At 45.6% G+C, this 24998-nt stretch carries 22 protein-coding genes and 1 pseudogene; 12 read left to right on the top strand and 11 right to left on the bottom strand.

From position 1 onward, the window contains the following. Positions 1–126 (top strand): hypothetical protein (locus ACRC32_RS16050; protein ID WP_438554908.1); only part of this gene is annotated, 126 nt, incomplete at its 5' end. Between the two features lie 87 nt (positions 127–213). On the opposite strand, the gene ACRC32_RS16045 is transcribed toward ACRC32_RS16050, so the two are convergent. The 5 genes and pseudogenes from ACRC32_RS16045 to ACRC32_RS16025 form a co-directional block, all read right to left on the bottom strand. Beyond that, positions 214–420 (bottom strand): hypothetical protein, encoded by a 207-nt coding sequence (locus tag ACRC32_RS16045; RefSeq protein ID WP_438554906.1) that lies wholly within the window; start codon positions 418–420, stop codon positions 214–216. Continuing rightward, complete coding sequence (locus ACRC32_RS16040) at positions 417–929, bottom strand: hypothetical protein (protein WP_438554905.1); 513 nt, start codon at positions 927–929, stop codon at positions 417–419. Before ACRC32_RS16040 ends, ACRC32_RS16045 begins: the two co-directional genes overlap by 4 nt. 233 nt (positions 930–1162) lie before the next feature. After that, positions 1163–1468 (bottom strand): RNA recognition motif domain-containing protein, encoded by a 306-nt coding sequence (locus ACRC32_RS16035; protein WP_438554904.1) that lies wholly within the window; start codon positions 1466–1468, stop codon positions 1163–1165. A gap of 190 nt (positions 1469–1658) precedes the next feature. Continuing rightward, on the bottom strand, positions 1659–3779 hold the full coding sequence (gene recQ, locus ACRC32_RS16030; RefSeq protein WP_438554903.1) for a DNA helicase RecQ: 2121 nt from the start codon (positions 3777–3779) through the stop codon (positions 1659–1661). A 171-nt stretch (positions 3780–3950) separates the two neighbouring features. Further along, a pseudogene (locus ACRC32_RS16025) lies at positions 3951–4139 on the bottom strand (DUF3368 domain-containing protein); the annotation flags it as partial. 811 nt (positions 4140–4950) lie between these two features. On the opposite strand from ACRC32_RS16025, the gene ACRC32_RS16020 reads away from it, so the two are divergent. The 4 genes from ACRC32_RS16020 to ACRC32_RS16005 all read left to right on the top strand — a co-directional run bounded on the left by ACRC32_RS16020 (position 4951) and on the right by ACRC32_RS16005 (position 10892). Then, complete coding sequence (locus ACRC32_RS16020) at positions 4951–6165, top strand: response regulator (RefSeq protein ID WP_438554902.1); 1215 nt, start codon at positions 4951–4953, stop codon at positions 6163–6165. Positions 6166–6242: 77 nt separating this feature from the next. Continuing rightward, complete coding sequence (locus ACRC32_RS16015; protein WP_015157319.1) at positions 6243–6605, top strand: response regulator transcription factor; 363 nt, start codon at positions 6243–6245, stop codon at positions 6603–6605. 13 nt (positions 6606–6618) lie between these two features. Then, a complete protein-coding gene (locus ACRC32_RS16010; RefSeq protein WP_438554901.1) occupies positions 6619–7143 on the top strand; it encodes a chemotaxis protein CheW in 525 nt (174 codons plus the stop codon). A gap of 125 nt (positions 7144–7268) precedes the next feature. After that, positions 7269–10892: a GAF domain-containing protein gene (locus ACRC32_RS16005; protein ID WP_438554900.1), complete on the top strand. Its 3624-nt coding sequence runs from the start codon at positions 7269–7271 to the stop codon at positions 10890–10892. 52 nt (positions 10893–10944) lie between these two features. Here ACRC32_RS16005 and ACRC32_RS16000 read toward each other — a convergent pair whose 3' ends face one another. After that, positions 10945–11139: a hypothetical protein gene (locus ACRC32_RS16000; protein WP_438554899.1), complete on the bottom strand. Its 195-nt coding sequence runs from the start codon at positions 11137–11139 to the stop codon at positions 10945–10947. Between ACRC32_RS16000 and ACRC32_RS15995 the strand changes: the two genes are divergently transcribed. The 4 genes from ACRC32_RS15995 to moaA all read left to right on the top strand — a co-directional run bounded on the left by ACRC32_RS15995 (position 11140) and on the right by moaA (position 17055). Continuing rightward, the gene (locus ACRC32_RS15995; RefSeq protein ID WP_438554898.1) at positions 11140–14013 is read left to right on the top strand and encodes a response regulator; all 2874 of its coding nucleotides are present in this window, start codon (positions 11140–11142) and stop codon (positions 14011–14013) included. Between the two features lie 207 nt (positions 14014–14220). Next, complete coding sequence (locus tag ACRC32_RS15990; protein ID WP_438554897.1) at positions 14221–14346, top strand: hypothetical protein; 126 nt, start codon at positions 14221–14223, stop codon at positions 14344–14346. Positions 14347–14523: 177 nt separating this feature from the next. Next, positions 14524–15972 carry an MFS transporter gene (locus ACRC32_RS15985; RefSeq protein WP_438554907.1) on the top strand — a complete coding sequence of 483 codons (1449 nt, stop codon included), beginning with the start codon at positions 14524–14526 and terminating at the stop codon, positions 15970–15972. A gap of 93 nt (positions 15973–16065) precedes the next feature. Continuing rightward, positions 16066–17055 carry a GTP 3',8-cyclase MoaA gene (gene moaA / locus ACRC32_RS15980; protein ID WP_438554896.1) on the top strand — a complete coding sequence of 330 codons (990 nt, stop codon included), beginning with the start codon at positions 16066–16068 and terminating at the stop codon, positions 17053–17055. 135 nt (positions 17056–17190) lie between these two features. Here the strand turns inward: moaA and rpsD are convergent, their stop codons facing one another. Continuing rightward, positions 17191–17799 (bottom strand): 30S ribosomal protein S4, encoded by a 609-nt coding sequence (rpsD, locus tag ACRC32_RS15975; protein WP_015157326.1) that lies wholly within the window; start codon positions 17797–17799, stop codon positions 17191–17193. A gap of 588 nt (positions 17800–18387) precedes the next feature. Between rpsD and ACRC32_RS15970 the strand changes: the two genes are divergently transcribed. Further along, on the top strand, positions 18388–19017 hold the full coding sequence (locus tag ACRC32_RS15970) for a hypothetical protein (RefSeq protein ID WP_438554895.1): 630 nt from the start codon (positions 18388–18390) through the stop codon (positions 19015–19017). 216 nt (positions 19018–19233) lie between these two features. Then, the gene (locus ACRC32_RS15965; RefSeq protein ID WP_438554894.1) at positions 19234–20055 is read left to right on the top strand and encodes a Cof-type HAD-IIB family hydrolase; all 822 of its coding nucleotides are present in this window, start codon (positions 19234–19236) and stop codon (positions 20053–20055) included. A gap of 259 nt (positions 20056–20314) precedes the next feature. Here ACRC32_RS15965 and ACRC32_RS15960 read toward each other — a convergent pair whose 3' ends face one another. Further along, a complete protein-coding gene (locus ACRC32_RS15960; protein WP_438554893.1) occupies positions 20315–21226 on the bottom strand; it encodes a DALR anticodon-binding domain-containing protein in 912 nt (303 codons plus the stop codon). Positions 21227–21798: 572 nt separating this feature from the next. On the opposite strand from ACRC32_RS15960, the gene ACRC32_RS15955 reads away from it, so the two are divergent. Beyond that, positions 21799–22515, top strand: a complete 717-nt coding sequence (locus ACRC32_RS15955) for a Crp/Fnr family transcriptional regulator (protein ID WP_438554892.1) — start codon at positions 21799–21801, stop codon at positions 22513–22515. Positions 22516–22556: 41 nt separating this feature from the next. Here the strand turns inward: ACRC32_RS15955 and ACRC32_RS15950 are convergent, their stop codons facing one another. The 3 genes from ACRC32_RS15950 to ACRC32_RS15940 all read right to left on the bottom strand — a co-directional run. Beyond that, positions 22557–23624, bottom strand: coding sequence for a PstS family phosphate ABC transporter substrate-binding protein (locus tag ACRC32_RS15950; RefSeq protein ID WP_438554891.1), 1068 nt, complete (start codon positions 23622–23624; stop codon positions 22557–22559). 400 nt (positions 23625–24024) lie between these two features. Beyond that, positions 24025–24441 carry a hypothetical protein gene (locus ACRC32_RS15945; RefSeq protein ID WP_438554890.1) on the bottom strand — a complete coding sequence of 139 codons (417 nt, stop codon included), beginning with the start codon at positions 24439–24441 and terminating at the stop codon, positions 24025–24027. Positions 24442–24630: 189 nt separating this feature from the next. Further along, the coding region (locus tag ACRC32_RS15940; RefSeq protein ID WP_438554889.1) for an HPP family protein at positions 24631–24998 on the bottom strand (368 nt) is incomplete at its 5' end.

Raw genomic sequence — 24998 nt, 5'->3', positions numbered from 1 at the left:
GTGAATAAAATTTTGCACGATCCGATGGTACAGTTGCGATCGCAGCAGGATATTGAGGCGAGGCGACGTTGTATGCAAACTCTTCAAGTCCTGTTTAATTTGGATGCTGAGGAACAGTTTGGTTAGCTTGTCATTTGTCGTTCGTCATTCGTAGGGGCGGGTTCACCAAAAATCTTTGTATTCACATCTAGATATCACTCCAGAAGTATAGTTTTAGCTAGCTAGCTCGACAGAAGCATCTTGGTGGAACCGAATCACCCGTGAAAGTGAAAGTCGATTATTTCCAGAAGGACACACTGTTAGTGCGATGCTACCTTGACCGGAATCTAGTACTTGCTTGACAGTACAGATTTGTCTCTTGCTATTACAATAGGCAACAATGCGATCGCCAATCTGAATGTTTAATGCTTGAATTTTCATTTGACTACCAGAGTATGAGAAGCTTGCTGTCCAGCTTTCTGAGTCCAAATCTCACCAGATAATGGTAGATGAGACATCTTGACCTCAAACGGATGTGGTGGTTCTAGCGCAAATGAGTTAAAACCTTTTTCATGAGACTGAACTAAGCTAACTATCCAGGGAAGAAAATCTAAGATTTCTTCTGGCAATAGAGTTAACTCGAAGTACCAACGCTGATTCAGTTTTTGATAGTCTTGATGCTGTTTCGTAAATGTAGCTATACCAGCACCTTTATTAATAGCTAACTTCAGCAGAAATGGACGGTTGGGGATTAATTCATCAGGTGATAAGTGGACGTAAATATATACATAGTTTAATCTTTGTTGACGATCTACCCAAGAAGCTATAGAAGGATTACTAGCGGATGAGTTACTGTTAGTAATAATTACTGGAACTCCCATCTCTGTAGCAAAGAGAGAATAAAACTCACGCCTTAATTGAGTAACAATGCGTATTGCTTCTGGAGTCATATTTTAAGTGGTTTTTCTACTTAAGTTGCTTTCATGTCTGGCTATTTTGTCAATGCTAAACGTGGTGTTTGGAGTTGCGAAAATGCAGTCATTCCAATCTAGCTGCGCTGCTTTGTAATAGAATCAACTAGGCTAGAATTTAGCCAACCTGCTCCGCAAGCTATTTTCAAAAACAAAAGGGCAGACTCCTTGTCTACCCTCAAACCTTAGAGTCAAATTCTTTGTCTTACAGTTTAGTAACGACGAGAGTATCCCCCGTTACTGCTTCCACGTCTACCATCAGACGAGCCTCTGTCTTCTCTAGGCTTTGCTTTATTAACCTTCATATTCCGCCCCATCCACTCAGCGCCATCGAGGGCATCAATAGCAGTGGTTTCTTCGGCATCTGTATCCATTTCTACGAATGCAAAACCACGCACTCGACCTGTTTCGCGGTCGGTTGGTAATTGAACTCTTTTTACAGATCCATACTGTGCAAAAGCGGCGCTGAGGTCTTCTGGCGTTACCTCATATGATAAGTTACCTACATAAATTGACATACATTGTCTCCAAAATCAGAAGGTGCAGAGATTTAGATTTCGGAGAGAAGCCTGTTGATTTTAATCACAAACAATACAACCGAATTTCATTGTCTCGTCTATATGCTACCGCATTATGAGATTTTTGTACGATCGCGATCGCGGTGATAACGATCTCAATGGCGCGCTAGTTGACCTTTTAGAGCCAGCTTCAATTTTTGTCTTTTCGCCAGCGTCCCCTCACCAAGCGGATTTCGTCGTAGGAATAATCCTCGCCTAAATATTCTCGAATTGGGGTAAGGGAAATATCGCCAAGTTTTTCTAAAGCTTGACAAATTTTAATCTGGCGATCGCGATCGACTAACCGATCTAAATCCACATTCTGGTTTTTTTCCACTAAATCTGATAAGTGACGGATAATTGTTGTCGGGCGCAAATCTCGCTTTTGGGCAATTTCTACTACACTCAATCCTTGTTGATATAAATGTAACGTAAATTGTTCGGTATCGGTTGGCGCGTTTGAAGTTTGGGTTTGAGTATAAGCCTGAATTTCTATTAAAAACTTTTTGCCATACTGAGCTATCTTATGTGAGGTTACACCCGAAAGTTTAGCCAATTCAGTTAAAGTTTGTGGTTGCTGCAATGCCATTAATTTCAGCGTAGAATCGGCAAAGATGACATAGGGTGGAACTGATTGTTCGTCAGCAATTTCTTTACGCAGCGATCGCAATTTTTGAAATAACATTTCGACTTCAGCCGTTCGTGCTTCTAACGGTTGAGCCGAGAGGTTTGGGGTGCTATCGATTGCAATTGAAACTGTCCGCTGTCGCCGCATGACTTCCCAACTTGCAGCATTAAGTTTTAAAACAGAATAACCATCAGTTGTTTGTTCTAGTAAACCTTGGTGTAGTAGCGATCGCCCTAATAAACGCCATTCTTCAACAGTTTTATCTTTACCAATTCCGTAAGTTGAAAGTTTGTTATGACCGTATTGCAAAACTTTCTGATTTTTAGAACCGCGCAAGATATCAATAATGTGATTCATGCCAAATTTCTCTTTGCAACGCGCCACGCAAGAAAGAAATTTCATCGCCTCGATTGTCCAGTCGGCAACTGGTTTAGGTGCAAGACAATTATCGCAACCGCTACATTGTCCAGCAAATCGTTCGCCAAAATAGCCTAAGACAATTGTGCGCCGACAATCTGTTCCTTCGGCAAAATCAATGACCTGACGCAACTGTTGACGGGCAATGCGTTGTTCTTGTACGTCAGTTTTTTGCTCGATTAAATATTCAATTGTTTTGATATCACCGTAACCTAAAAATAGAGTACAACGGGCTGTTTCACCATCTCTTCCCGCCCGTCCCGATTCTTGATAGTAACCTTCAATATTTCGGGGTAAATCGTGATGAATGACAAATCGCACGTCGGGTTTGTTGATTCCCATCCCAAAGGCGATCGTTGCTACCATAACTCTGACATCATCGCGAATAAAACGGGTTTGATTTTCCGCTCTTTCTGCATCGCTCAATCCTGCATGGTAAGGTAGAGCCGCAATTTTGTCTTGTTGTAACTTAAATGCAATCTCATCTACTTTACGACGACTGAGACAATAGACAATTCCCGATCCTTCCGACTGACGAATAATTTGTAGAAGTTGGCTGTAACTTTGCTTTTGTTTTGGTTGAACTTCGTAGTAAAGATTAGGGCGGTTGAAACTCGCAATATGAATGCTAGGTTGTGATAATCCTAACTGTTGAATAATATCTTGACGGACGCGATCTGTGGCTGTAGCGGTGAGGGCGAGGGTTGGTACACCAGGGTAACGCTGACGCAACTGTTTTAACTGGCGATATTCGGGGCGAAAGTCGTGTCCCCATTCCGAGACGCAATGGGCTTCATCAATTGCAAAAGCCGCAATCCCGATTTTCTCGCGGATTAAGTCGAGAAAAGGCAGAAATTTTTCGTTTAACAGCCGTTCTGGGGCGACGTAAAGAAGTTTAGTTTTGCCACTGAGAATCGCTTGTTCCCGCGATCGCACTTGATGAAAACTGAGGCTGCTATTGAGAAATGTTGCCCCAATTCCGTTATCTCTCAGCGCCTCCACCTGGTCTTGCATGAGGGCGATAAGGGGGGATACGACTACAGTTAAACCTGGCTGTACCAGTGCTGGTAGTTGAAAGCAGAGAGACTTACCCCCACCCGTGGGCATGACAATCAGTTGATCCCGATTTTGCAGCGCTTGTTCGACGATTTGTTTTTGTCCAGGGCGGAAGCTATCGTAGCCGAAGTAGTGTTTGAGTGCTGCTTCCAGGGATTGAAACCGAGGCATGGTTGAGAGAATGTACGGGATGACTATATTGTATTTTGCCCAGATTCACGATGTACGAAAAGGTTTGTAATTACAAAATGTATGGGAGAGGGCAGCTATAGGCAGTATATATTTGTATAGTTAGACTTCACCAGCTAGCCTTAAAACGCGATCGTACAAGGATTGAGCTATTCAGAAACCTGCTTGGTTTATCAAGGCATCTAGTAAAGGTTTCACTTCAGAAATTAGTTCTTGACTTTTTGCTTCGATTAGAATAACTAAAATTCCTGTATATCTGAGATTCAGTCTAGCTGCAACGATACGACCAAGCCGTTCATCAATGAGAAGTTGTTCCGCTTGTGTTTCTAGTGCTAAAGCAATAAAGATTCAGATCGAAGAATTATGGGAATTTGCCAGACAAATTATGAACAGCATACTTTCTCTTTCGACTTCACGAATTATATGGAAAAACATTACCCAATTGTTCGGCGTAAGCCTTCGAGTTAGACTGCTATGCACATAAAGGCATTAAATATTCTCGATTGAGTACTTATATTGCGATCGCACGTCATTATTGGTATTGATGGTGAGAATGGTACTGCCGATCGCGCCCTTACATATAGCTCTAGTTTATATCGTGCGGATTCAAGAACAACAAGGCTTTATTAGACAAACAGAGATATCTGCGATCGCTCTAGTCTAGAAACGAGAGAAAGCAAGGTATCATATTCAGGTGCAAGTTGCAGTATTTTAATATACATAAATTTGAAGTAGGGGCAAACAAAAGAGAGAATAGCGAAAGCTGGCTCGGGTGAGACAACTGCTTGACTTCAGGAGGGCTTAGACTTTATGCTCTATGAAAAAAGTCAGAGCAATAAGCGATATAAATCTGCAAATAGCTTAATTTTCTAAAGATTATTACTGGCAATTGACAATTTGCTTCTAGTGCTATTAAGTATTCACAAATTCTCTTATTCTTATTAATTAGAATTAGTAACCGAGTCGATGGAGTGAAATGCCAGGAGTAGAACCGCTCGATTCAGCAGGTAGCATTTGAGGCTGACCTGCTCTACCGAGAAGGTGAGTCGGCGCGAACATCTCGCGTCAATACGAACTAGATTGTCACATACCAACTACCAATACAAGCATCTGCCACATGGAATCGGCAATGACTGAGAGTCATTTATATACAGTGAAACTAAACAACTGGCTACAAGCTTGGAGCCAAGGGCAATTAAGGAACGGTAGGTTAAAGATTCAAGACTCCAATGGACGGCAGCAGTGGAGTTTGTATTTTCACTTGGGTCATCTGATTGGGGATGCAGGCGGAGTGCATCCTAAGCGACGCTGGCTGCGTCAGTTAGCGCAGTATTGCCCCCAAATTCAAGTCGATCCGATACACCTTTACCAAGAACAAAAATATCGCAGCGACGATTATGAGTTTTTAGCTACATTGATGAACAAACGAGAGATACTGCGCCAGCAAATGGTATCAGTAGTTCAAGGTAGCGTAGCAGAAGTCTTATTTGATATTCTGCAACAGGAACAGTGGCTGCGCGATCGCTCCCTTCCGCCCCTGAGCTATACTTTTACTCCCGAAGAAAACTTATATGCTGCGCCTTTAGTTTTTCTCTCTCCAGACCGTTCTTGGCAGCAAGCAAAGCAGGCTTGGCAGAAATGGTGTCAGGCGGGACTAGAAGAGTTTTCACCGAATGTGGCTCCGCTGATCTGGCAGCGCGAAGAATTGCAGCAACAATCTTCACCCGTAGTCTACCGCAGTCTGGTATCGATGGTAGATGGTAAGCGAACGCTGCGAGATTTAGCCTTGAGATTGCGACAAGACCCTATATTACTCACCCAATCTCTGCTCCCCTATATCCGGCGCGGCTGGATGAAGTCGATTGAAGTGGGGGATATTGGCGAGAAGCTGGAACACATCACCAAGAGAGGTTCCCAGTCTTCTACCGCACAGCCAAAGACGACGAGTCCTCTCATAGCCTATATCGATGACAGTCCCAGAGATAGCCAGTTGTTAGGCAGAATTCTCACCCAAGCAGGCTATCGATACATCAGCTTGCAAGATTCCGTGCTTGCCCTACCAATGCTTTTAGAACATAAACCTAGTTTAATTTTCTTAGATTTGGTCATGCCGATCGCCAACGGTTACGAAATTTGCGCCCAAATCCGCCGAACTTCTGTATTGAAAGATACACCCGCCATTATTTTAACCAGTAACGACGGGATTATCGATCGCGTCCGTGCCAAAGTCGTGCGATCGACAGAGTTTATCTCAAAACCAATCGAAGCGCCGAAAATCCTCAACGTGGTGAGAAAATATTTAGAATTCGGCGATCGAAATACTCGCCTGACGGATGAGAATCCAACAATGGAATATGGAATTGATTGAAATCGACCGTGCCTTGTTGTTGTGAGTGGGGGGGTAAGCGGGACAATTGAATTGGAGCAATTGGTAGGAGAGAGTTTGTGAGTACAGTTTTGTTAGTAGAAGATAGTTTAACCGATGCCGAACTATTAACCCGCTATCTCAGACAAATAGGATTAACGGTAATTGGCGTGCAAAGCGGTGAAGAAGCCGAGGCACAGCTAAGATTGCAAACACCAGACTTGGTGATCTTGGATGTCATTTTACCTGGTCAAAGTGGATTTGAACTCTGTCACAGCTTGAAAACAAATGATGCAACCAAGAAAATCCCGATCGTGATTTGTTCTTCCAAAGGTACGGAAGTCGATCGCCTGTGGGGTTCTATGTTAGGTGCAAATGCTTACATAGCTAAACCAGTAGACCAACAACAATTACTGCAAGTCATCCAACAGTTTATTTTATAGTTTTAGAGAACCTATGGAGATACTTGATTCTCTAGCTAAAACGAGTTCGTTGCGACTGGATGGAGTAGCACCATCCTCCCAGGAAAAGTTTCTCCGTTGTCGCCTCGGCTCCCAAGATAGCGGTTTGCTGGCTTTAATTCACGTTGCCGAAGTTATACAAATTGTATTAGCAGAAATATTACCCGTACCCGCCATGCCTGAATGCATTTTGGGGATTTGTAACTGGCGGGGAAAAATGCTGTGGATAGTCGATCTGAATCTCTTTCTCGACTATCCACCCCTTGTCGCCTCAGAAATCGCCAGCGTCCCGCTGATGGCGATCGTCATGCAGATTGAAGGACAGTCAATGGGTCTAGTGGTATCGCAAGTGCAGGATATCGAATGGCACGATCCGAGTCAGATTCAACCAGCAACAGCAAGTTTATTTGCTGCCAAAACCTTACCCTTTTTACAAGGATACTTGCCTCAAGCCGATGCTATAGTCCTCGACCCCGAGGCGATCGCCCGTTGTCCGATGTGGCAGCTGCATAGGGGATAAGGGAGCAGGGAGCGCACGAGCAGAGGGGCAGAGGGGCAGGAGAGCAACTACCAACTACCAACTACCAACTACCACTCTCTACTGACAACTGACAACTGATAACTGATAACTGATAGGACGGGTTGATGCAATTTAAAAATTTATTTAAGCAAGAACAGGAACTGCCAGAGCAGAAACAACAATATCGCGGTAGCACGAAAATCCTGCCACCTTTAGATGGCACGCAGCAGTCTGCTAGTGACGCAGTGGCAGATGCAACTCAACCTACCGCACTAGTCAATGCCATGAAAGCGGAATTAGAACAAGCGGGACTGTTGACTGCACCGGAAGCTAGAGCTAAGTTTCTCCAGCTGGAGCAGTTGGCACAAATGCTTCAAATGGGAATGAAAGACCAGGATGTAGCAACTGCTAGCAGCTTCAAAAGCGAACGGCAACGATTGAGCGCGATCGCCAGCGTGATGCGACAAGCGGCAGCAGAAGACGGACTGTTGCCAACGACAGCTCATCTGGTGTGTCAGTATCTGCAAGCCGATCGAGTATTAATTTATCGTTTTTTGGATGAGGAAAAAGGTGTTGTTTTAGCGGAGGCAATGGTGGGAGATTTTACCCCGAGTTTGGGGGAAACTCTAGCAGTGCGGATGTTTGGGGCAGAAAATTTACAAGCGTACCAACACTCGCCCGCGATCGCTCTAGCAGATATTTATCAAGCTTCCTTGAGTCCCTATCAAATTCAATTGCTAGAACGGTTCCAAGTTTGTGCTAGCTTAAGCGTCCCGATTGCTTTGCCAGAGGGAGGATGGGGTCTGTTGGTGGCGCAGCAATGCCAGAGTCCTCGCAGTTGGACGGAAAGCGAAATCAGCCTGCTGGATCGAGTTGCCACTGAATTAGCCCTACTCGTACAACCAGAAGAATACAAGATTCTTTTGCGATCGCTCGGCGAACAGCAAAAAGTTTTAGCGCGGGTGATTGAAAAAATTCAAGGTTCCCCCGACATTAATAGCATCTTCCGCACGACTACTCAAGAATTACGCCAGTTACTCAAAGCAGATCGAGTGGCAATTTATCGTTTCAATCCCGACTGGAGTGGGGAATTTATTGCGGAGTCCGTCGCTGCTGGCTGGGTTTCGGTTATTGAAGCACAGGAGGGAGACGAGGTTTTAAAAAGCGATCGCGCCACCCAAGACCGCTGTACGTTAAGAAACTTAACGGCGTATGCTCCTAATGCCAATGCGGATACCTATTTGCAAGATACAAAAGGTGGTGGCTACGCTAGAGGGGAAAAATTTAAGCGCGTGGATGATATCTACACGGCGGGATTTTCTCCCTGTTATATCGCCAGCTTAGAGAAATACCAAGCGCGGGCATATGTCATCGTTCCCATTTTCCAAGATACGAAACTGTGGGGACTGCTAGCTGCTTATCAAAATTCTGGTTCCCGCCACTGGCAAGATGGGGAAGTTAATATCATGCTGCAACTGAGCAATCCCCTGGCAATTGCTTTGCAACAGGCAGAAGTCCGTCAGCAATTGCAGTCTCAAGCCGATCGAATTGCCCAAGCCGCCGAACGGGAACGTACCGTGACTCGGATTATTGATAAGATCCGGCAGTCTTTAAATATCAATAATATATTTAGAACCACAACCTACGAATTACGCCAATTACTCAAAGCAGATCGAGTCGTGATTTATCGCTTCAATCCCGATTGGAGTGGGGAGTTTGTGGCGGAATCCATCGCTCCTGGGTGGCGATCGCTACTAGAAGCGCAAAAACAAGACGATAGCCTCCAGCATAACTTGATGGAAGATGAAGGCTGTGTCCTCAAAGATATACCTGCGCCAGGATCGGATACCCTTGGTGATACCTTTTTGCAAGCCACCAAGGGTAGTTCGCTGCGAGACAAGCAATATCTTCAAGTCGATGATGTTTACGCTGCCGATTTTTCTGCTTGCTATATGGAATTACTCGATAAATTCCAAGCCAGAGCCTACATCACCATACCAGTTTATCAAGGGGATAAGCTGTGGGGCTTGTTGGCTGCCTATCAAAATTCGGGAGCGCGCCACTGGCAAGCAGAGGAAATAGAAATTATGCTGCAAGTACGTAACCCGTTGGGGATTGCGCTACAACAGGCAGAAGCATTACAGCAAGTCCAAGCAACATCGGCAAAATTGAGCCGTGCGGCAACTATAGAACAAGCTGTGACTCGAATTACCAGTCGCTTATTGCGATCGCTTGATACGGAGTCGGCAATTTATAAAATTATTCCTAAAGAAGTGCGGCAAATGCTGGCTGCCGAGCGCGTAGTTTTGTATAAATTCAAGCCCGACTGGGGCGGAGAGTTTGTAGCAGAATCCGTCGCTGCTGGGTGGAGTAGCTTGCTAGAAGTCTTACCCGTAATTGAAGACAGCCACTTACAAGACACCCAAGGCGGACGCTATCGCCAAGGCGGGACTATAGCCGTAAACGACATTTATACAGCAGGACACTCTGCTTGTCATGTGGAGCTGCTAGAACAAATGGAAGCTAGAGCCTACGCGATCGTCCCCGTCTTCGTTCAGCAGGAACTTTGGGGTTTACTCGCAGCCTATCAGAATTCTGCGCCCCGTGAATGGGAAGAAACAGAAGTCAGTGCTTTAGCACAAGTAGGCAACCAAGTCGGCGCAGCGTTACAGAAAGTAAATTATCTAGAACAAATTCGCACTCAGACAGAACAGTTGCAACAACTCGCCCAAAAGGAAAAAGTAGCCAAAGAACAACTTCAGCACAGGGCGATGCAACTACTCGTTGCCGTGCGCCCCGCTCTAAATGGCGATCTGACAGTCCGCGCTCCCATCACAGATGATGAAGTAGGTACGATCGCGGATGCTTACAATAACACCTTGCAAAGCCTGCGGCGAATTGTCACGCAATTACAAACCGCATCGACACAAGTGAGTCAGACTTCCCAAAATAGCGAGTCGGCAATGTCGGCACTAACGATACAAGCACAGCAACAATTGTCAGCGTTGCAGCGTGCCATGACCGAAATTCAAGCGATGGTTGATGCTACCACAGTTGTAGCTGCCGATGCTGCCCAGGTAGAAAAAGCGGCGCAACGCACCCATCAGACCGTACGGCAAGGGGATGCAGCAATGAACCGCACGGTGGAGGGGATTCTTGCCTTGCGGGAGACAGTAGCAGAAACCAGCCAATTAATCCAGCGCTTGAGTGCCTCCTCGCAAAAGATTTCTAAAGCTGTAGAGGCGATCGGCAACTTTACGACTCAAACTCAACTTCTCGCCCTCAACGCCGCGATTGAAGCGACTAGAGCCGGAGAATACGGTCGAGGCTTTGCCGTAGTTGCCGATGAAGTGCGATCGCTTGCCCGTCAGTCAGCCACAGCAACCACAGAAATTGGCAAGCTCGTGCAAGAGATCCAAGCAGGCACGGCGCAAGTCAGTCAAGCAATGGAAACAGGTGTGCAACAGGCGATCGCCAGCAGTCATTTAGTCAGCGATACCCGCCAAAGCCTCACCGCGATCGTTGAAGCCACTGCTGAAATCGGTCAACTCGTCGCCGGAATTAACCAAGCTACCCAAACGCAAACTCAGCAGTCCCAGTCCGTCACCCAAGTTGTATCCGAAGTGGCAAATATTGCCACCAAAACCTCCGACGATGCCACTCTGCTATCTATCGCCTTCCACGAATTACTCATCATGTCACAAGAACTACAAGCCAGTGCTAGTAAGTTTAAAGTCAGCGACCAGTAACCAGTTATCAGTTGTCATTTGTCATACCCTTTGGGAAGGGCTTCGCCCTACGTCATTTGTCATTTGTAACAAGTGGTGCATGGTGGAGAGAGCGGTTGGCGAGGTGTCCTCGCGCCTTGTAGCCGCGTCGTGGTGCGTGAGTATTTAACTCTCCTCTGCTCCCTGCTCCCTGCTCCCTGCTCCCTGCTCCCTGCTCCCTGCTCCCTGCTCCCTGCTCCCTGCTCCCTGCTCCCTGCTCCCTAACCATATGAACGACTCGCTCCACGAACAAAGCTATGCTTACTTTCTCCAAGAAGCACCGCAATTGTTGCAAGTTTTGGAAGAGGAATTATTGAATCTGAAAACTGAGTGGAGTATGAATAAGGTTCATACTTTAATGCGGGCAACTCACACGCTTAAAGGCTCGGCGGCTTGTGTTGGTTTGGACAGTATAAGGCAGCTTGCACACTCTTTTGAAGACATTTTCCGCCACCTGTGCCGACCGGAAGTAACGCTCGATCGCGAAACGGAAGCCTTACTATTTGAAGCTTATGACTGCCTGCGTACCCCTTTGATGGCAGAAATTACTGGCAACCACAGTCATGATGCCGAAATCTTCGATCGCGCTGCCGCAGTTTTTAGCGAATTGCAAGCAAAACTAGGAGTTAATTTCGCGCCAGAAGTTGAAATTCCTAACTCAGATGAATTAGGGTTTGATGTCACCAAATCTATTTTTGAAGTTGGAGTAGCTCAACGCTTGGCAGAGATCGATCGCGCTTTAGCTGGTGGGGAGGTGGAGACAATTGCCACTACCTTACAAACTCAAGCCGAAGTGTTTTTGGGCTTGGCAGAGTCTTTAAATTTACCAGGATTTGGGGCGATCGCGAGTGCGGCGCTCGCAGCTTTGGCTTGCTATCCCCACAAAGCGATAACCATTGCCCAAATAGCCCTAGCAGACTTTCAACAAGGGCAAGCATCCATCCTAGCAGGCGATCGCGGTGGAGGCGGGAGTCCTTCGGCGCAGTTGTTGGAATTAGTAAAGGGAGCAGGGAGCAGGGAGCAGGGAGCAGGGGAGAAGAGAGCTGGGGGAGCTGAGGAGGATGGGGGAGAAAATTCCCAACTCCCGACTCCCGACGAAGCAGATTCTTTACTAGCGTCAATCTGGACGATCGCCGAACCTGTAGACGATGGGGAAGCAGAACCATCAGAGCCGTCAGAAACAGTTACCACGACAATCAATACTAAGTCCGAGCGATCGGTATCGCCGCCTTCATCTTTAGCGAAAAGAGATGCAGCTATGTCGGATACAGTCAGAGTTAACGTCGGGCATTTAGAGCGGCTGAATTATTCTATTGGCGAATTGCTGACCAATCAAAACCGGCAAACTCTACAGGATGAAAAACTACAAGGCGGGATGCAAGGGTTACTCGAACTAATTCAACAGCAACAGCAAATGTTGATGGAACTCAAGCAGCGTCTAGACTTAGAGGGAAAAGACCGTTCTAGTAAACTTGCCGTTTTGGTGCAATCTTTATTAGCAAATGGAGCGCAACTACAAGCAACTGGGGATGAAATCGACATCTATACTCGTCAGTCTAGCCAGATATTGGAAAAACAAAGCCGCTTGTTAAATAGCGTGCGAGATGAGTTTTTGACGGCAAGAGTTATTCCCGTCAGCGTTGTTTTTGACCGTCTGCCCCCCATTCTAAGACAACTAGAAACTCTGCACGATAAGTCTGTAGCATTGGAGTTCAGCGGTAAAGAGGTATTAATAGACAAAGCCGTCGCTGAAAAACTTTACGACCCCCTTTTGCATTTGGTGCGCAATGCCTTCGATCATGGTATTGAGCCTAAGTCCAGGCGATCGCAATTGGGGAAAGCGTCAACTGGTCGAATTGCCATTCGTGCTTTTCATCAAGGCAGTCACCTGATAATTGAAATCCAAGACGACGGTCAAGGACTCAATTACGATCGCATTCGCCAACGAGCGCTCGAAATGGGTTTAGTTTCACCAGTAGACGCTAGCAGTCTCAGCGAAGTTCAACTGATGGATTTTATTTTTGAACCAGGCTTTTCGACTGCGGCTCAGGTGAACAACCTTTCAGGACGAGGCGTGGGACTAGACGTAGTTCGCGCCCAGTTACAATCCCTCCAAGGGGCGATCGCAGTTTATTCTCAACCCCAACGCGGTACGACTTTCATCCTCCAAATTCCCTTAAGTTTGACAATTGCGAAATTATTTCTCTGTCAGGTTGGTTCTACTACCTATGCTTTACTTGGTAGCGCGATCGAGCAAATCCTACTTCCTCAATCAGAACAGTTGCGCCCTTGGCGGGGAGGGAAGGTATTGCGATGGGGTGAAGCAAATGCAGAACAGTTAATTCCTGTTTTACCCCTGAAAGGAATTTTGCCCTATTTTGCGCCGCTAACGGCTCCTGCCGATAGTCCAACCACTCTACAAGGACGCATTGTATTGCTCCGCTACCAAGACCAACTTATAGCAGTAGAAATAGACCACGCGATCGGCGAACAAGAATTGGTGATTCGACCGCTAGACCCGATGATCGTTCCGCCTAGCTATGTTTATGGTGGTAGTATTTTGGCTGATGGCAAACTTACCCTCGCGATTGACAGTACTGCTTTAGCAAAGTATGTATTAGAGCGACAAGTAACTCAGGGCATAGGGCAGGTGAGGAGCGATCGGGATAGCAGTTTACTCAATAGCGTTACGCCTATGCTTGCAATCCCGCAGCTACAATCAGAACCATCTGCTGTGGGAGCAAAAATCTTGTTAGTCGATGACTCCCTCACTTGGCGACAAACCCTAGCACTGACGCTACAACAGGCTGGATATCAAGTGGTACAAGCAGATAACGGTCGTGAAGCAATGACACAACTGCGATCGCATCCCGATTTGAAGGCGATCGTCTGCGATTTAGAAATGCCAGAAATGAATGGCTTGGAATTACTCCACTACTGTCGCCAATCTTCAAGTTTCACCCGTATTCCCTTTTTAATTTTGACTGCTAACACTGATACAGAAAATCGGACGACAGCAATGGAATTAGGTGCAAGCGACTATATCAATAAATCGCGATCGCACCAGGAACTTTTAGCAGTTGTAGCTCGGTTAGTTCGATAAAGTGTCATTCGTCATACCCTTCGGGAAGGGCTTCGCCCTACGTCATTTGTCATTTGTAAGTAGTGAGTGGCTGATTTTGACTTTTGACTTTTAACTTTTGACTTACCTACATCGCGTGCGAATTGCTCTCAGCATCGATTAACTGTGTCAATGGAATCCGAGAGTTCCAGCCAAAGCGCTGAATGTAAAGTGCGTTATTTTCAGAAAATGAGTGACTTATCCCAAGGGGCATTGAAAACCGTACCCATATACATAAGTTTCCTCCACTTTACAAATTTCAGAATAGTTGAACTGTCGCTCGATCGCCAACAACAAATGACAAATGACCAATGACCAATGACAAAATCTTTCTTACTCTTGACACTTGCCTCTCTCTTTCGGTCTAGCTTATGCTGCTCGAAACGCTGCTAAACGGGTATTTTCGACCGCTAATTATAGGCGTTGAAAAATGTTAAGTTTGTCAAAGCGCGATCGCATAAACTCACTCTTTACTCAATTCTTGTAGAAACCTTGTCAGCTCTCAGCAATACGCAACCTCTAGCGGCTGCAACAGAATTAACCACCACCCACCAGCCGCCTATAATTTCCAAGCCCGTCCTTCGGACTAGCCTCAAGGCTTCTACTATCGATGGTGTCTTTGCTGCTATCTTTTCGAGCGTTACCAGTGGTGTTTTACTAACTAACTTTTTGCTTCAGTTGGGGGCAAATCCTTTAGAAGTTGGGATGCTCTCTTCGATTCCAATGCTGACGAGTTTACTACAACCATTAGGCGCATACTTAGCCGAACGAAGTAGCAGCCGTCACTTTTTTTGTTGGTGGACTTTTATCCCCGCACGACTGTTATGGTTAATTCCCATCGCAGGTATTTGTTGGATTGGTTGGTTTAATGCTAACTCTCACCAATTAGTCAGTTTGACTTTGGTAACAATTTTCGCAAGCAATATTCTGGCAGGTTTGGGTACTTCCTCTTGGTTGAGCTGGATGGCGGCTTTAGTCCCCCATCGCTTGCGGGGTCGATATTTTGGCTTTCGCAATAGTGCAGCAAGTTTGACGACTTTAATCGCCGTACCTCTAGCAGGATTGACAATTTCGATTCTGTCTGGTAGCACGATTCAGCGATATGGGATCGTCTTGGGATTGGGAATTATTGCAGGAATCGTCAGTTTGGCGTGTCAAAATTTCATGGTCGATATCAATCCCCAATTGCCACCACCGTCGCTGTTATCGCCATCACAATCGAATTCTCTAGCAGTAGCAGAAGTCATACAACCGCCGCCAATTTTTAGCTTGTTCCGAGATTTAAATTTCGTCAAATTTCTGCTGTACTTCGGTTTGTGGGCATTTGCGGTTAACTTAATCGTGCCGTTTTATAACCTTTACTTGTTAGACAATTTAAAACTAGACCTCAATTGGGTGTCTTTATATACGAGTCTCCATGCAGGCACGAACTTGGTGATGCTGCTTATTTGGGGTAAGCTAGCCGATCGCCTGGGGAATCGTCCCTTATTGTTGATAGTAGGGATTTTAGTAGGCGTTTTACCTTTATTCTGGCTGGGAACGGGAAATAACTTATTGTCACTGTGGTTGTGGTTACCGCTCATTCACCTGGTTAAAGGTTCCCTGTGGGCAGCAATTGACTTGTGTAGCAACAATATCCAAATGGAATTAGCACCCAAGTCCCATCCTTCCAGTTATTTTGCGATCGCTGCTGCCACTGCTGGGGTATTTGGTGCTTTGGGGACGACTGTAGGCAGCCAACTCACAACTTTAGATGCGATCGGTGGTCTACCTGGAGTGTTTATTATTTCTACTATTGTGCGCTTACTTGCTTTATTTCCCTTAATTTTCGTCCGCGAACCGCGCAGCCAGCCTCTTACGCAAGTTTTGCGCCTTCACCTACGGAAACCGCAATTAGTTACACAGGAGCCTGCAACAAGCACAACTAATTCTGCACAATAGTAATTAATTGCAAGTCATTTGTTCATTGTCAGTTGTTATTTGCGAATGACCAATGACCAATGACCAATGACCAATGACCAATGACTAAACAGTATGAATAAAGTAGATTACCTCCGAATTAGCTTAATCGACCGCTGTAATTTTCGGTGTCAGTATTGTATGCCCGAAGGTGCAGAGCTGGATTATATTTTGCGACAACAGCTATTGACGGCTGAAGAATTGCTAACTTTAATTCGCGAGGTATTTATTCCAGTAGGGTTTACGCGATTTCGATTGACTGGCGGCGAACCGTTACTGCATCCGCAGGTTGTGGAAATTGTCCGGGCGATCGCCTCCCTACCTCAAACTCAAGACCTGGCGATGACAACAAACGCATTTTTGTTGGCAAACAAGGCGCAAAATCTCTACGATGCAGGTTTAAGACGGATCAACATCAGCCTCGACTCCCTCGATCCTGAAGTGTTCGATCGCATTGTGGGCAGTCGCGGACGTTCCCGTTGGCAGCAAGTTTGGGATGGGATTCAAGCCGCGCATCGGGTAGGTTTCGACCCCTTGAAATTGAATGTCGTCGTGATTCCTGGGGTGAACGATTGTGAAGTTTTAGATTTAGCCGCCCTTACCCTAACTCGTTACTGGCACGTCCGGTTTATTGAATTTATGCCTATCGGTAACTCACAACTGTTTGGCGATCGCGGTTGGGTTGCTTCTGCTGAGTTACGCCAGCGCATTCGCGATGCTTATGGCTTAGTCGAGTCGCAAGTGCGGGGTAATGGACCTGCGGATGTATTTCAAATTCCTGGGGCAAAAGGTACGTTGGGATTTATCAGCCAAATGTCAGAATGTTTTTGCGATCGCTGCAATCGGATGCGTCTGTCTGCCGATGGCTGGCTGCGTCCCTGTCTGCTCAACGAAATGGGACAAATTGACCTTAAATCTGCTCTGCGCGCTGGCGTTCCTACTGACGAAATTCGCGATCGAGTTACCCAACTACTTACCCTAAAATCGGATATTAATTACAAACAAAGAGAATCTGGAACATCTGCCGGAACTTATGCCCGTACCATGTCTCAAATTGGCGGTTAGGGGCAGGTCTATTTGTAACCAAACCGAACAAGCCCTCCAATTGACGGAATCGGAGGGCTTAATATTAAAAACTACAAAACTTAATCATAAGATCGTCAATGGCGCACCGCAGCCGCACGAGTGCAGCCATCAAAATTAAGCCTGTCTGGAGTAGTACTCAACTACCAACAGTTCGTTCACTTGCAAAGCAACCCATTCGCGCTCAATAACGCTGTTCACTTTACCTTCCAGCTTATTCTTATCAAATTCGAGGTGGCTGGGTAGGTTTGCTAAACCAGGATACTGGAGATTATTTTCTACTAACTGCCGCGACTGTGCTTTATTTTTGATACCAATGACCTCCCCTGGACGGCACTGATAGCTAGCGATATTAACTTCGCGACCGTTTACCATAACGTGACCGTGATTGACTAGCTGACGCGCTGCTGGGATAGTGGGAGCCATACCCATGCGAAAAACGGTATTATCCAAACGCATTTCCAACAGTTGCAACAGCACTTGTCCGGTAGAGCCAGTTACTCTTCTTGCCCGCCGCACATAACGCAGCAACTGCTTTTCAGTCAAGCCGTAGTTAAAGCGGAGCTTTTGCTTTTCTTCCAAACGGATAGCATACTCAGAACGCTTCTTGCGAGCCTGTCCGTGTTGTCCAGGTGGGTAGGAGCGTCTGGCATTTTTCCGAGTCAAACCTGGTAGATCGCCCAGGCGACGAACAACTCTTAGTCTTGGTCCTCGATAGCGGGACATTCAATCTTCCTCTGCTTAATCTGCGCGAACTATTCCAAAACTACAATTATAAATCTAAAAGCTAGTATCTGAAAAGCCCTGAATGGGAGCGAGGAGCGAGGAGTAAGGAGCGAGGGAATGGACAAGGGGGATAAGGGAGAAATTCGCGCCTTTTCGTACTCTTGCCCTAACGCTGAATGGGAGCGAGGAGCGAGGAGTAAGGAGCGAGGGAATGGACAAGAGGGATAAGGGAGAAATTCGCGCCTTTTCGTACTCTTGCCCTAACGCTTGACTTCGCGTTAGCTGCAGGTGAAGCGTTTACGAAGTGTAGCGCAGCGTTTAGCGCTACGCAAGCGCGCAATTAGTTTGAATTATGAATCGGTATTTTCTCCCTCTTCCCCTCACCCCTCACTCCTCACTCCTCGCTCCTCACCCATTTACGAGAATGCTAAACTGTACAGCAAAAGAGGGATGAGAGATTAAGAGTGAATGGCGATCGCAACCAACAAACTTCGGTCACTGGCTTCGGTCACTGGTCGCTGATAACTGATAATTGATAACTGATACCCTCAAACTGTAGTTATTTACAAATTTCTTGGTGGGAGTGTTATGGGGAAAACAATGTATTTAGTGGCTGGCTCGTTGGCGATCGCCGGTTGGATCGGTAGCAATTTTTCTGCAACTGGGGCTGAAATTGTCACCGACTCTTTACGCAACGGCTATCGCGCTTGTACGGGGCGAATGCTCAATTCTGGAGTTTCACCAGAAGCAGCAGCAAGAGCCTGTGCGGGAGCGCTTTACCCGAAGGATGTCGCTCGTTGCGTGACGAGAATTGAGGGGCAGACGGAAATTTCTGCCCAAGATGCCTTAGCGACTTGCACCCAAGCCCGCCGACCTGTAGAGTTGTCGAGATGTGTAGTTGGGATTAGCGAAAATAGCCAAGGGCAGCCCGTACCGGGAATACTAGATTTTTGCGGTCGCAGTTTATTACCAATTCGTTATGCTGAATGTGTCGTTGGATTGCAGCGAGAAATTAATGAGTTAGCTCCTACCCAAGCAATGGAAACTTGTATTAGTGCAGGCGATCGCCCTTTGGATTTTGCACCTAATTTTATTCCCCAAGGTCAATTACAACAACCAGTCACATCTCCGGCTCTGACTACACCTGCAACACCCGAACAAACTGCTCCCGCGCCAGATACACCTGCATCAGATACGCCTGCTCCAGCTACGCCTTAGAAAGGACAAGGGAGAATTCGGAATTACTTCTGTACAGGCGGGTTTTGACTACAAGCTTCTTGTTGCCAGCTGTGAATCTTGTGCTAAACCCGCCTCTACGGTTACGGGTGGGTTTTGATTGAAGATGGCTTGTTGGCAGTGGTGAATCTTTGGCTAAACCCGCCCCTACGGTTTCCTGATAACTGATAACTGATAACTGATAACTGGCTCCCCGTTATGAACCAAGAAATTAAATTACTCGTCCTCGATATTGATGGGACGATCGCGGGTAAGTCAAATCAAGTTCATGCCAAAGTTAAAAAAGCGATTCAAGCAGTGCGGGCAAAAGGCATACAAGTGGCTGTAGCAACAGGACGAATGTACCGTTCTGCCCTACGTTTCCATCATGAGATAGGTTCTACTTTGCCCTTACTTGCCTATCAAGGTGCTTGGATTCAGGATCCAGCTACCCAGAAAATGCACCGTCATTGGACTGTTGCCAAGCAAACAGCAATTCAACTGTTAGATTACTTCGAGCAACCTGAATTGCGATCGCTGCTTTCGGTTCATTTCTATATCAACGATCGCCTCTACGTGCGCGAACTGACTTCCGAAACCCGACTTTACTCCGAACGCTCTGGGATTGAAGCGATCGCAGTAGGAGATTTACGCCAAGCTTTAACAACAGAACCAACAAAAGTATTAGCGCTGTGCGACGACACCGAAATCATCGATAACTTACTCAGCAGCCTGCGCCAGCAATATACTCCTGCTGAACTATACCTGACTAAATCCGTTGCTACTTTCTTTGAAGCAACCAACCCTTCGATCAATAAGGGTGTAGGCGTGCGTTACTTAGCTGAAGAACTCCTGGGAATCGCTGCTGCTAACGTGATGGCAATTGGTGATAACTTTAACGATGTAGAGATGCTAGAGTATGCGGGGATCGGTGTAGCGATGGGTAATGCTCCATCTGACGTACAGGCGATCGCTCAGTGGGTAGCGCCTAGCGTCGAGCAAAACGGAGTTGCAGTTGCAATTGAAAAATTCTTACTTTAAGTCAGTCATTTGTCATTTGTGAGTGTTCTACCAACGACGAATGACCAAAAATCAGAAAGGACACCAACGACTGTCCGTGTTTCGTCTTGGTGTCCTGACTGGTTCGCTCCTCACACACCCTTATATTAGAGTAATGTTTTTGATTTGTCACCCCCTTGAACGCTAATTTCTACCTAAAGACAGATAAGATTTGCCTATAGAGCAAGATGCCTTTTACAGTGACCAGTGACCAGTGACCAGTTTTATACTGTTCGCTAGTTCAAAGTTCTAAGGGTGCGCAACTATTTAGTACTTCTACTAAGAGTATTCTGAATAGAGATTGAGCGATCGCTACTAAGCCAAGTCGCCCTTGTGCTAAGTTGAGATTTTGATTTTTGACCTCTCCCCAAATGCGACATTGACTATAAAAAGTTTGAAAAGCTTGACTCAGATTCAGAGCTACTTTCAACCAATTTAAAGACTTGCGAGTAGGATCGGGGCAATAGAGAGCGTCTAATACTCCAATCGATTCGAGGAGTAAATTTAACTCGGATGGGTGATGCAAACAAATTTTTGCTTCACTCAACCAAGGAATAGGTTGAGGTGATATGACCTGTAAACATGAAGACTTAATGTCAGAGTTTTTTGACTTAATTGTAATTATTTTCTCCCCATGAGCCATTTTCAATAGAGAACAACAACGAGCATGAGCGGATTGGATGGGAAATAGGGAATTGGTAGTTGGTAGTTGGTAGTTGCTCCCCTGCCCCTCTGCCCCTCTGCTCTCTTCTCTCCTGCTCCCTGCTCCCTGCTCCCTGCTCCCTAAACTGGGTAGTGTCTCAATCCAGTGTTGCAACCAAGCAGCCAGACTGGGTTGAGTTAATTCTAAGTAGATCCACCCTGGGGGAGCAACTTGAAGAATCAAGTTTTGTTGATGGTTTTGTTGGGCAATTAGCTGCGATATAGATTGGGCAACTTCTATAGTTGGGGAGTTGACAAGTTGACTTAATTTAAATGCGATCGCGCAACTATAAACAACTGGATGCTGTTTAGATAACTGTAAAGGAATATAACTTTTGCGATCTGTTAAGGACGGAGTGTCTAATATATACAAACTTAGCGCTGCTTGTATCTGCTGTAACAGCGCTTGCTTAGGTGTTAACTCAGCTAATGGAGGCGATCGGTGATTCACGTTTAATTTATAGTTAAAATCCCTATCCCTACCTGGGGGATTTACCAAGGTTCCATGCAAACGAATTGCTTAACCCCTATTTTTTGAATGGCTGCTTGAGAAGACTATGCCCTAGCAAGATTTACTATTACTGGAGCGTTCGTTCATCCGCGATCGTACTGAAAGATTTATGAGCTTTCGCTAAAAAATCTGATGATTTCAGTAGATTTACGGTACAAAAAAACTCAGTCCTATGTTGTTGACAATATTTTGTCACAATTTTCCCTAGCTCAACTACAATCATTTGTACAACTGTTACTTGCAATTCCCTGGTTTGATTGTTTACACTTATCTGTTGTTTTAAACACGAACTACACAGATAAAAAAAACTGAAAAGTAGGAGAATTGATTAAGTAATTGAGTGATTTAGAATACTAGGATTGTGTTGCAAGACAGATAAACCAAATGTATAGCTAAGTTCGCTTAGCTACGATTGCTATTACTGGTTTGAGGAGTAAAGTTCACCTGCCAACCAATTTGGCAATGGCTGAGCTTCACAGTGACGTTTCGTCTATCGCCAACTGCTGCAAATTATGCATTCCCCATCCGCTTCTCCAGAGTCGCAAAGACCATTTTTAACCTGGCAACGGATTCTTGACTGGGCGCAGGAACACTATCGCGTTCGCTCTTTTAGTAAAGACGAACGCATTCCAGCTCGACCTGGACTGCTCTATCTCGTTCAAAGAGGTGCTGTGCGACTTGTAGGTACAGCTCAAGTTAGCGCAACTAGTCAGCTATCATCTCGGCGCATCAACAGAACACCTGAAGAAGCTTTTTTAGGCTTTGTTGGCGCTGGACAGCCGTTTGAAATTGTTGCCCAATCTCCGTTTACGCTCCAAGCTTATGCCCACGTAGAACCCACTTTAGTCGTGTGGATGTACTGGCATGACTTGGATAACTGGCCCCACTTTCGGCGGGAAGTTCTCGATGCATTTCGCTACCAACATCAGCGCAAGTTACTGTGGCTGAGTGCTTTAGGACAGCGACGGACGATCGATCGTCTCTTGGGATTCTTAACCCTGCTGGTAGAAGAATATGGGCAACCAGCGACAAGTGAAGAAGATCCCGATATTCTGCGCGGATACTCTCTACCGTTTACGCTGACGCACGCCCAAATTGGTAGTGCGATCGGTTCGACGCGAGTCACGGTGACTCGTTTAATGGGTAAGTTACGCCAACGCGGTTTACTTATCGCTCAAGAAGATAATCTCATCTGTTTGCCAGCCGATTCAATCAATCGAGCTAGTTGAATTATAGAGACGCGAAGTTTCGCGTCTCTATAATCCTATGCCTAGCGCATTCGCACAAATCCAGCATTGGCAATCGCCGACTGTCCTTGTTGCGTCAGCAGTAACTTAGCATAAGCTTCTCCTGCTTGCTGTGCTAAATCGTCATCCTGCTTGACGACAACGTACAAGTTGCGTGTCAGAGGATATTGTCCGGTTTGAAAAGCATCTGTATTGAGCTGATTGCGCCGCTGAGGACAGTTATTCGCTGTTACTAAAGGTTCTTGGTAGGGAGGAGTAAATTGCCCTGATTGACGACCTAGCGGTAAGGGTCTAATCCTACACTGAGGTACGATTTCTGGAGCCGAGGCGTAGTAAATTCCGCCACGGTTACTAGCTAGCTTTTGTAAAGCTTGAGTTGTCGTACCGACAAATTCGACGTTGGCAGCTAATGCTTGACCTGCTAGAACATCCTGTACGAAAAGCTCGACCGTACCACCCTCGCTCATCGGACGGGAATAAGGTTGAATCGGCAGGTTAGGACCACCGAGTTGTTTCCAGTTATTTGCCTTGCCAGTGTAAATTGCTTTAAGCTGTGCCAAGGTTAGTCCTGGTATATTTAGACTGGGGTGAACTGCGATCGCTAAACCATCAATTGCTACCGGAATTTCTTTTAAATTAAATCCTCTTTGCTGAGCGCGAGATACCTCTCGATCTTGTAAGGGTCGAGACGACTGAGCAAAGGTAAGCCTACCTTCAATCAGCATCCGAATACCAATACTGGTTCCTGGAGAAGCATTTGTCGGTTCTACAAACCGTAACTGAAATTCTGGATAAGCTGCCCTAATTTGCGGATCGATCGCTTGTCGAATTGCTCCCCACGAAGTACTACCACCATAGCTGAATAACCCTTTAGGAATGCCTGAAACACCGCTAAAACTTGAGCCACTCAATTCTGGATCTGAAGTTATATCGGATGTGTTGGGGTTGGAAGTAGATCTTGGCTGAGGATCGCTGAGTTCGACACTAGTGCTAGAATTTCTCGTCAGCCACCAAAAACCGCCAGCTAAACCCCCAGCTATTATCAACAGAGTCAGAACGAGAACAGCTGTTTCATTTTTTTGCGACGACATAACAGAATAATAAGTGCTGTAATAAGTGCAACATATACTTGCTTACGTACAGATTATCCACGCAGCAAAGCAGTGTTGCATCCCTGTGAGATCGCGTCTAATTCAAGCGATCGTCCTATGATAAAATCAAAGTACTTAAGTTAAGTGTTTTGCTCTCAGTAATCCTATGAATTGAACTCTTATGTCTGTTTTATCATAACCTAACCTTAATCTTGCCAGGGCTAACGACTATATATATATTTAGCGGCTTTTGGCACAAATAATATACACACAACTACACAAAAAGGTGCTTAAATTTACATATAGAGATTAACAGGAGAAAAATCATCGGTTCGTCCGATGATGCCAGACTTCATGAAAATTGTAAATTTTAATCTGAATCGCACGACTGGTAGCCGCGCTATCGATTGGAGTGTCTGTAAAGATCGTCGCAGTAAAATAACCAAGCGATACCTAAAATAGCCGTAGTTACGCTAGCAATTATCCCCGCTATAACCCAGCCAAATGCTCCTAATAATATAATTAATCTTCCTAGAAAAGCTAAAACTGCTTTTGCAGTAATGAAGGCAGTAACGGCACAAATTATACTAATCAGTCCTAATTCTAAAAGTATAGATTTAGTATCCTTGGTTGCAAGCTCCTCATCAAAGTATATGTCCCATACCACAGTACACATAGCAACATCAGCAACCGTCAAAAATATTTGCTTAAATAATTCTAAATTTATTGCAGGAGTTACTGTGACTATTCCGGCAGCAAAAATTGTAGCTAAAATTACTATAACGGCTCGTTTTCTTTTTGGATATATCTGACTCATAATTAATTTCCTGAATCGTAAGCTTGTTTAATAAAGAAGAGTCAGAAGTGGATATTAGATTATTTTACTAAAAGAACCAAGCTGTTCATAAGAAAAGTTTCTGCATATGTAGCATCGATTGACGCTTGTTCCACAGCTACTTTTCTTACTTCTGTCTCCTGTCTCTTATCTCCTGTCTCCTTCTACAGATTACAGCCAGTGTTTTGGATAAGTTCTACCTGGCATGAGATTGTTAAAAACAAAAGTACAAAAGACTAAAACAATTGAACCTGCTAGTACTGGTGTAAACAGAAAACTCCATTCAGCACGGCTCATCACTCCTACTAAAGCAACTGCTCCTCCTGGTGGATGTAGGGTTTTTGTCAATTGCATGACTTTGATTGCTGTCGCAACAGCTAAAGCCATTACCCAAGGTTCTGAGCCGAATAAATGTACCATAATTAAGCTGACTAATCCGCCGAGAAAATTGCCTACAATACAGTTGCGTGGCTGTGCTAGAGGACTATCGGGTGCAGCAAATAATAAAACGGCAGCCGCTCCGAAAGGAGCTGCGATTA

The organism is Chroococcidiopsis sp. (genome assembly GCF_051657925.1).
Taxonomy (GTDB): Bacteria; Cyanobacteriota; Cyanobacteriia; order Cyanobacteriales; family Chroococcidiopsidaceae; genus Chroococcidiopsis.
Note: the sequence above shows the minus strand (reverse complement) of the source record. Positions and strands in the feature narration are given on the sequence as shown.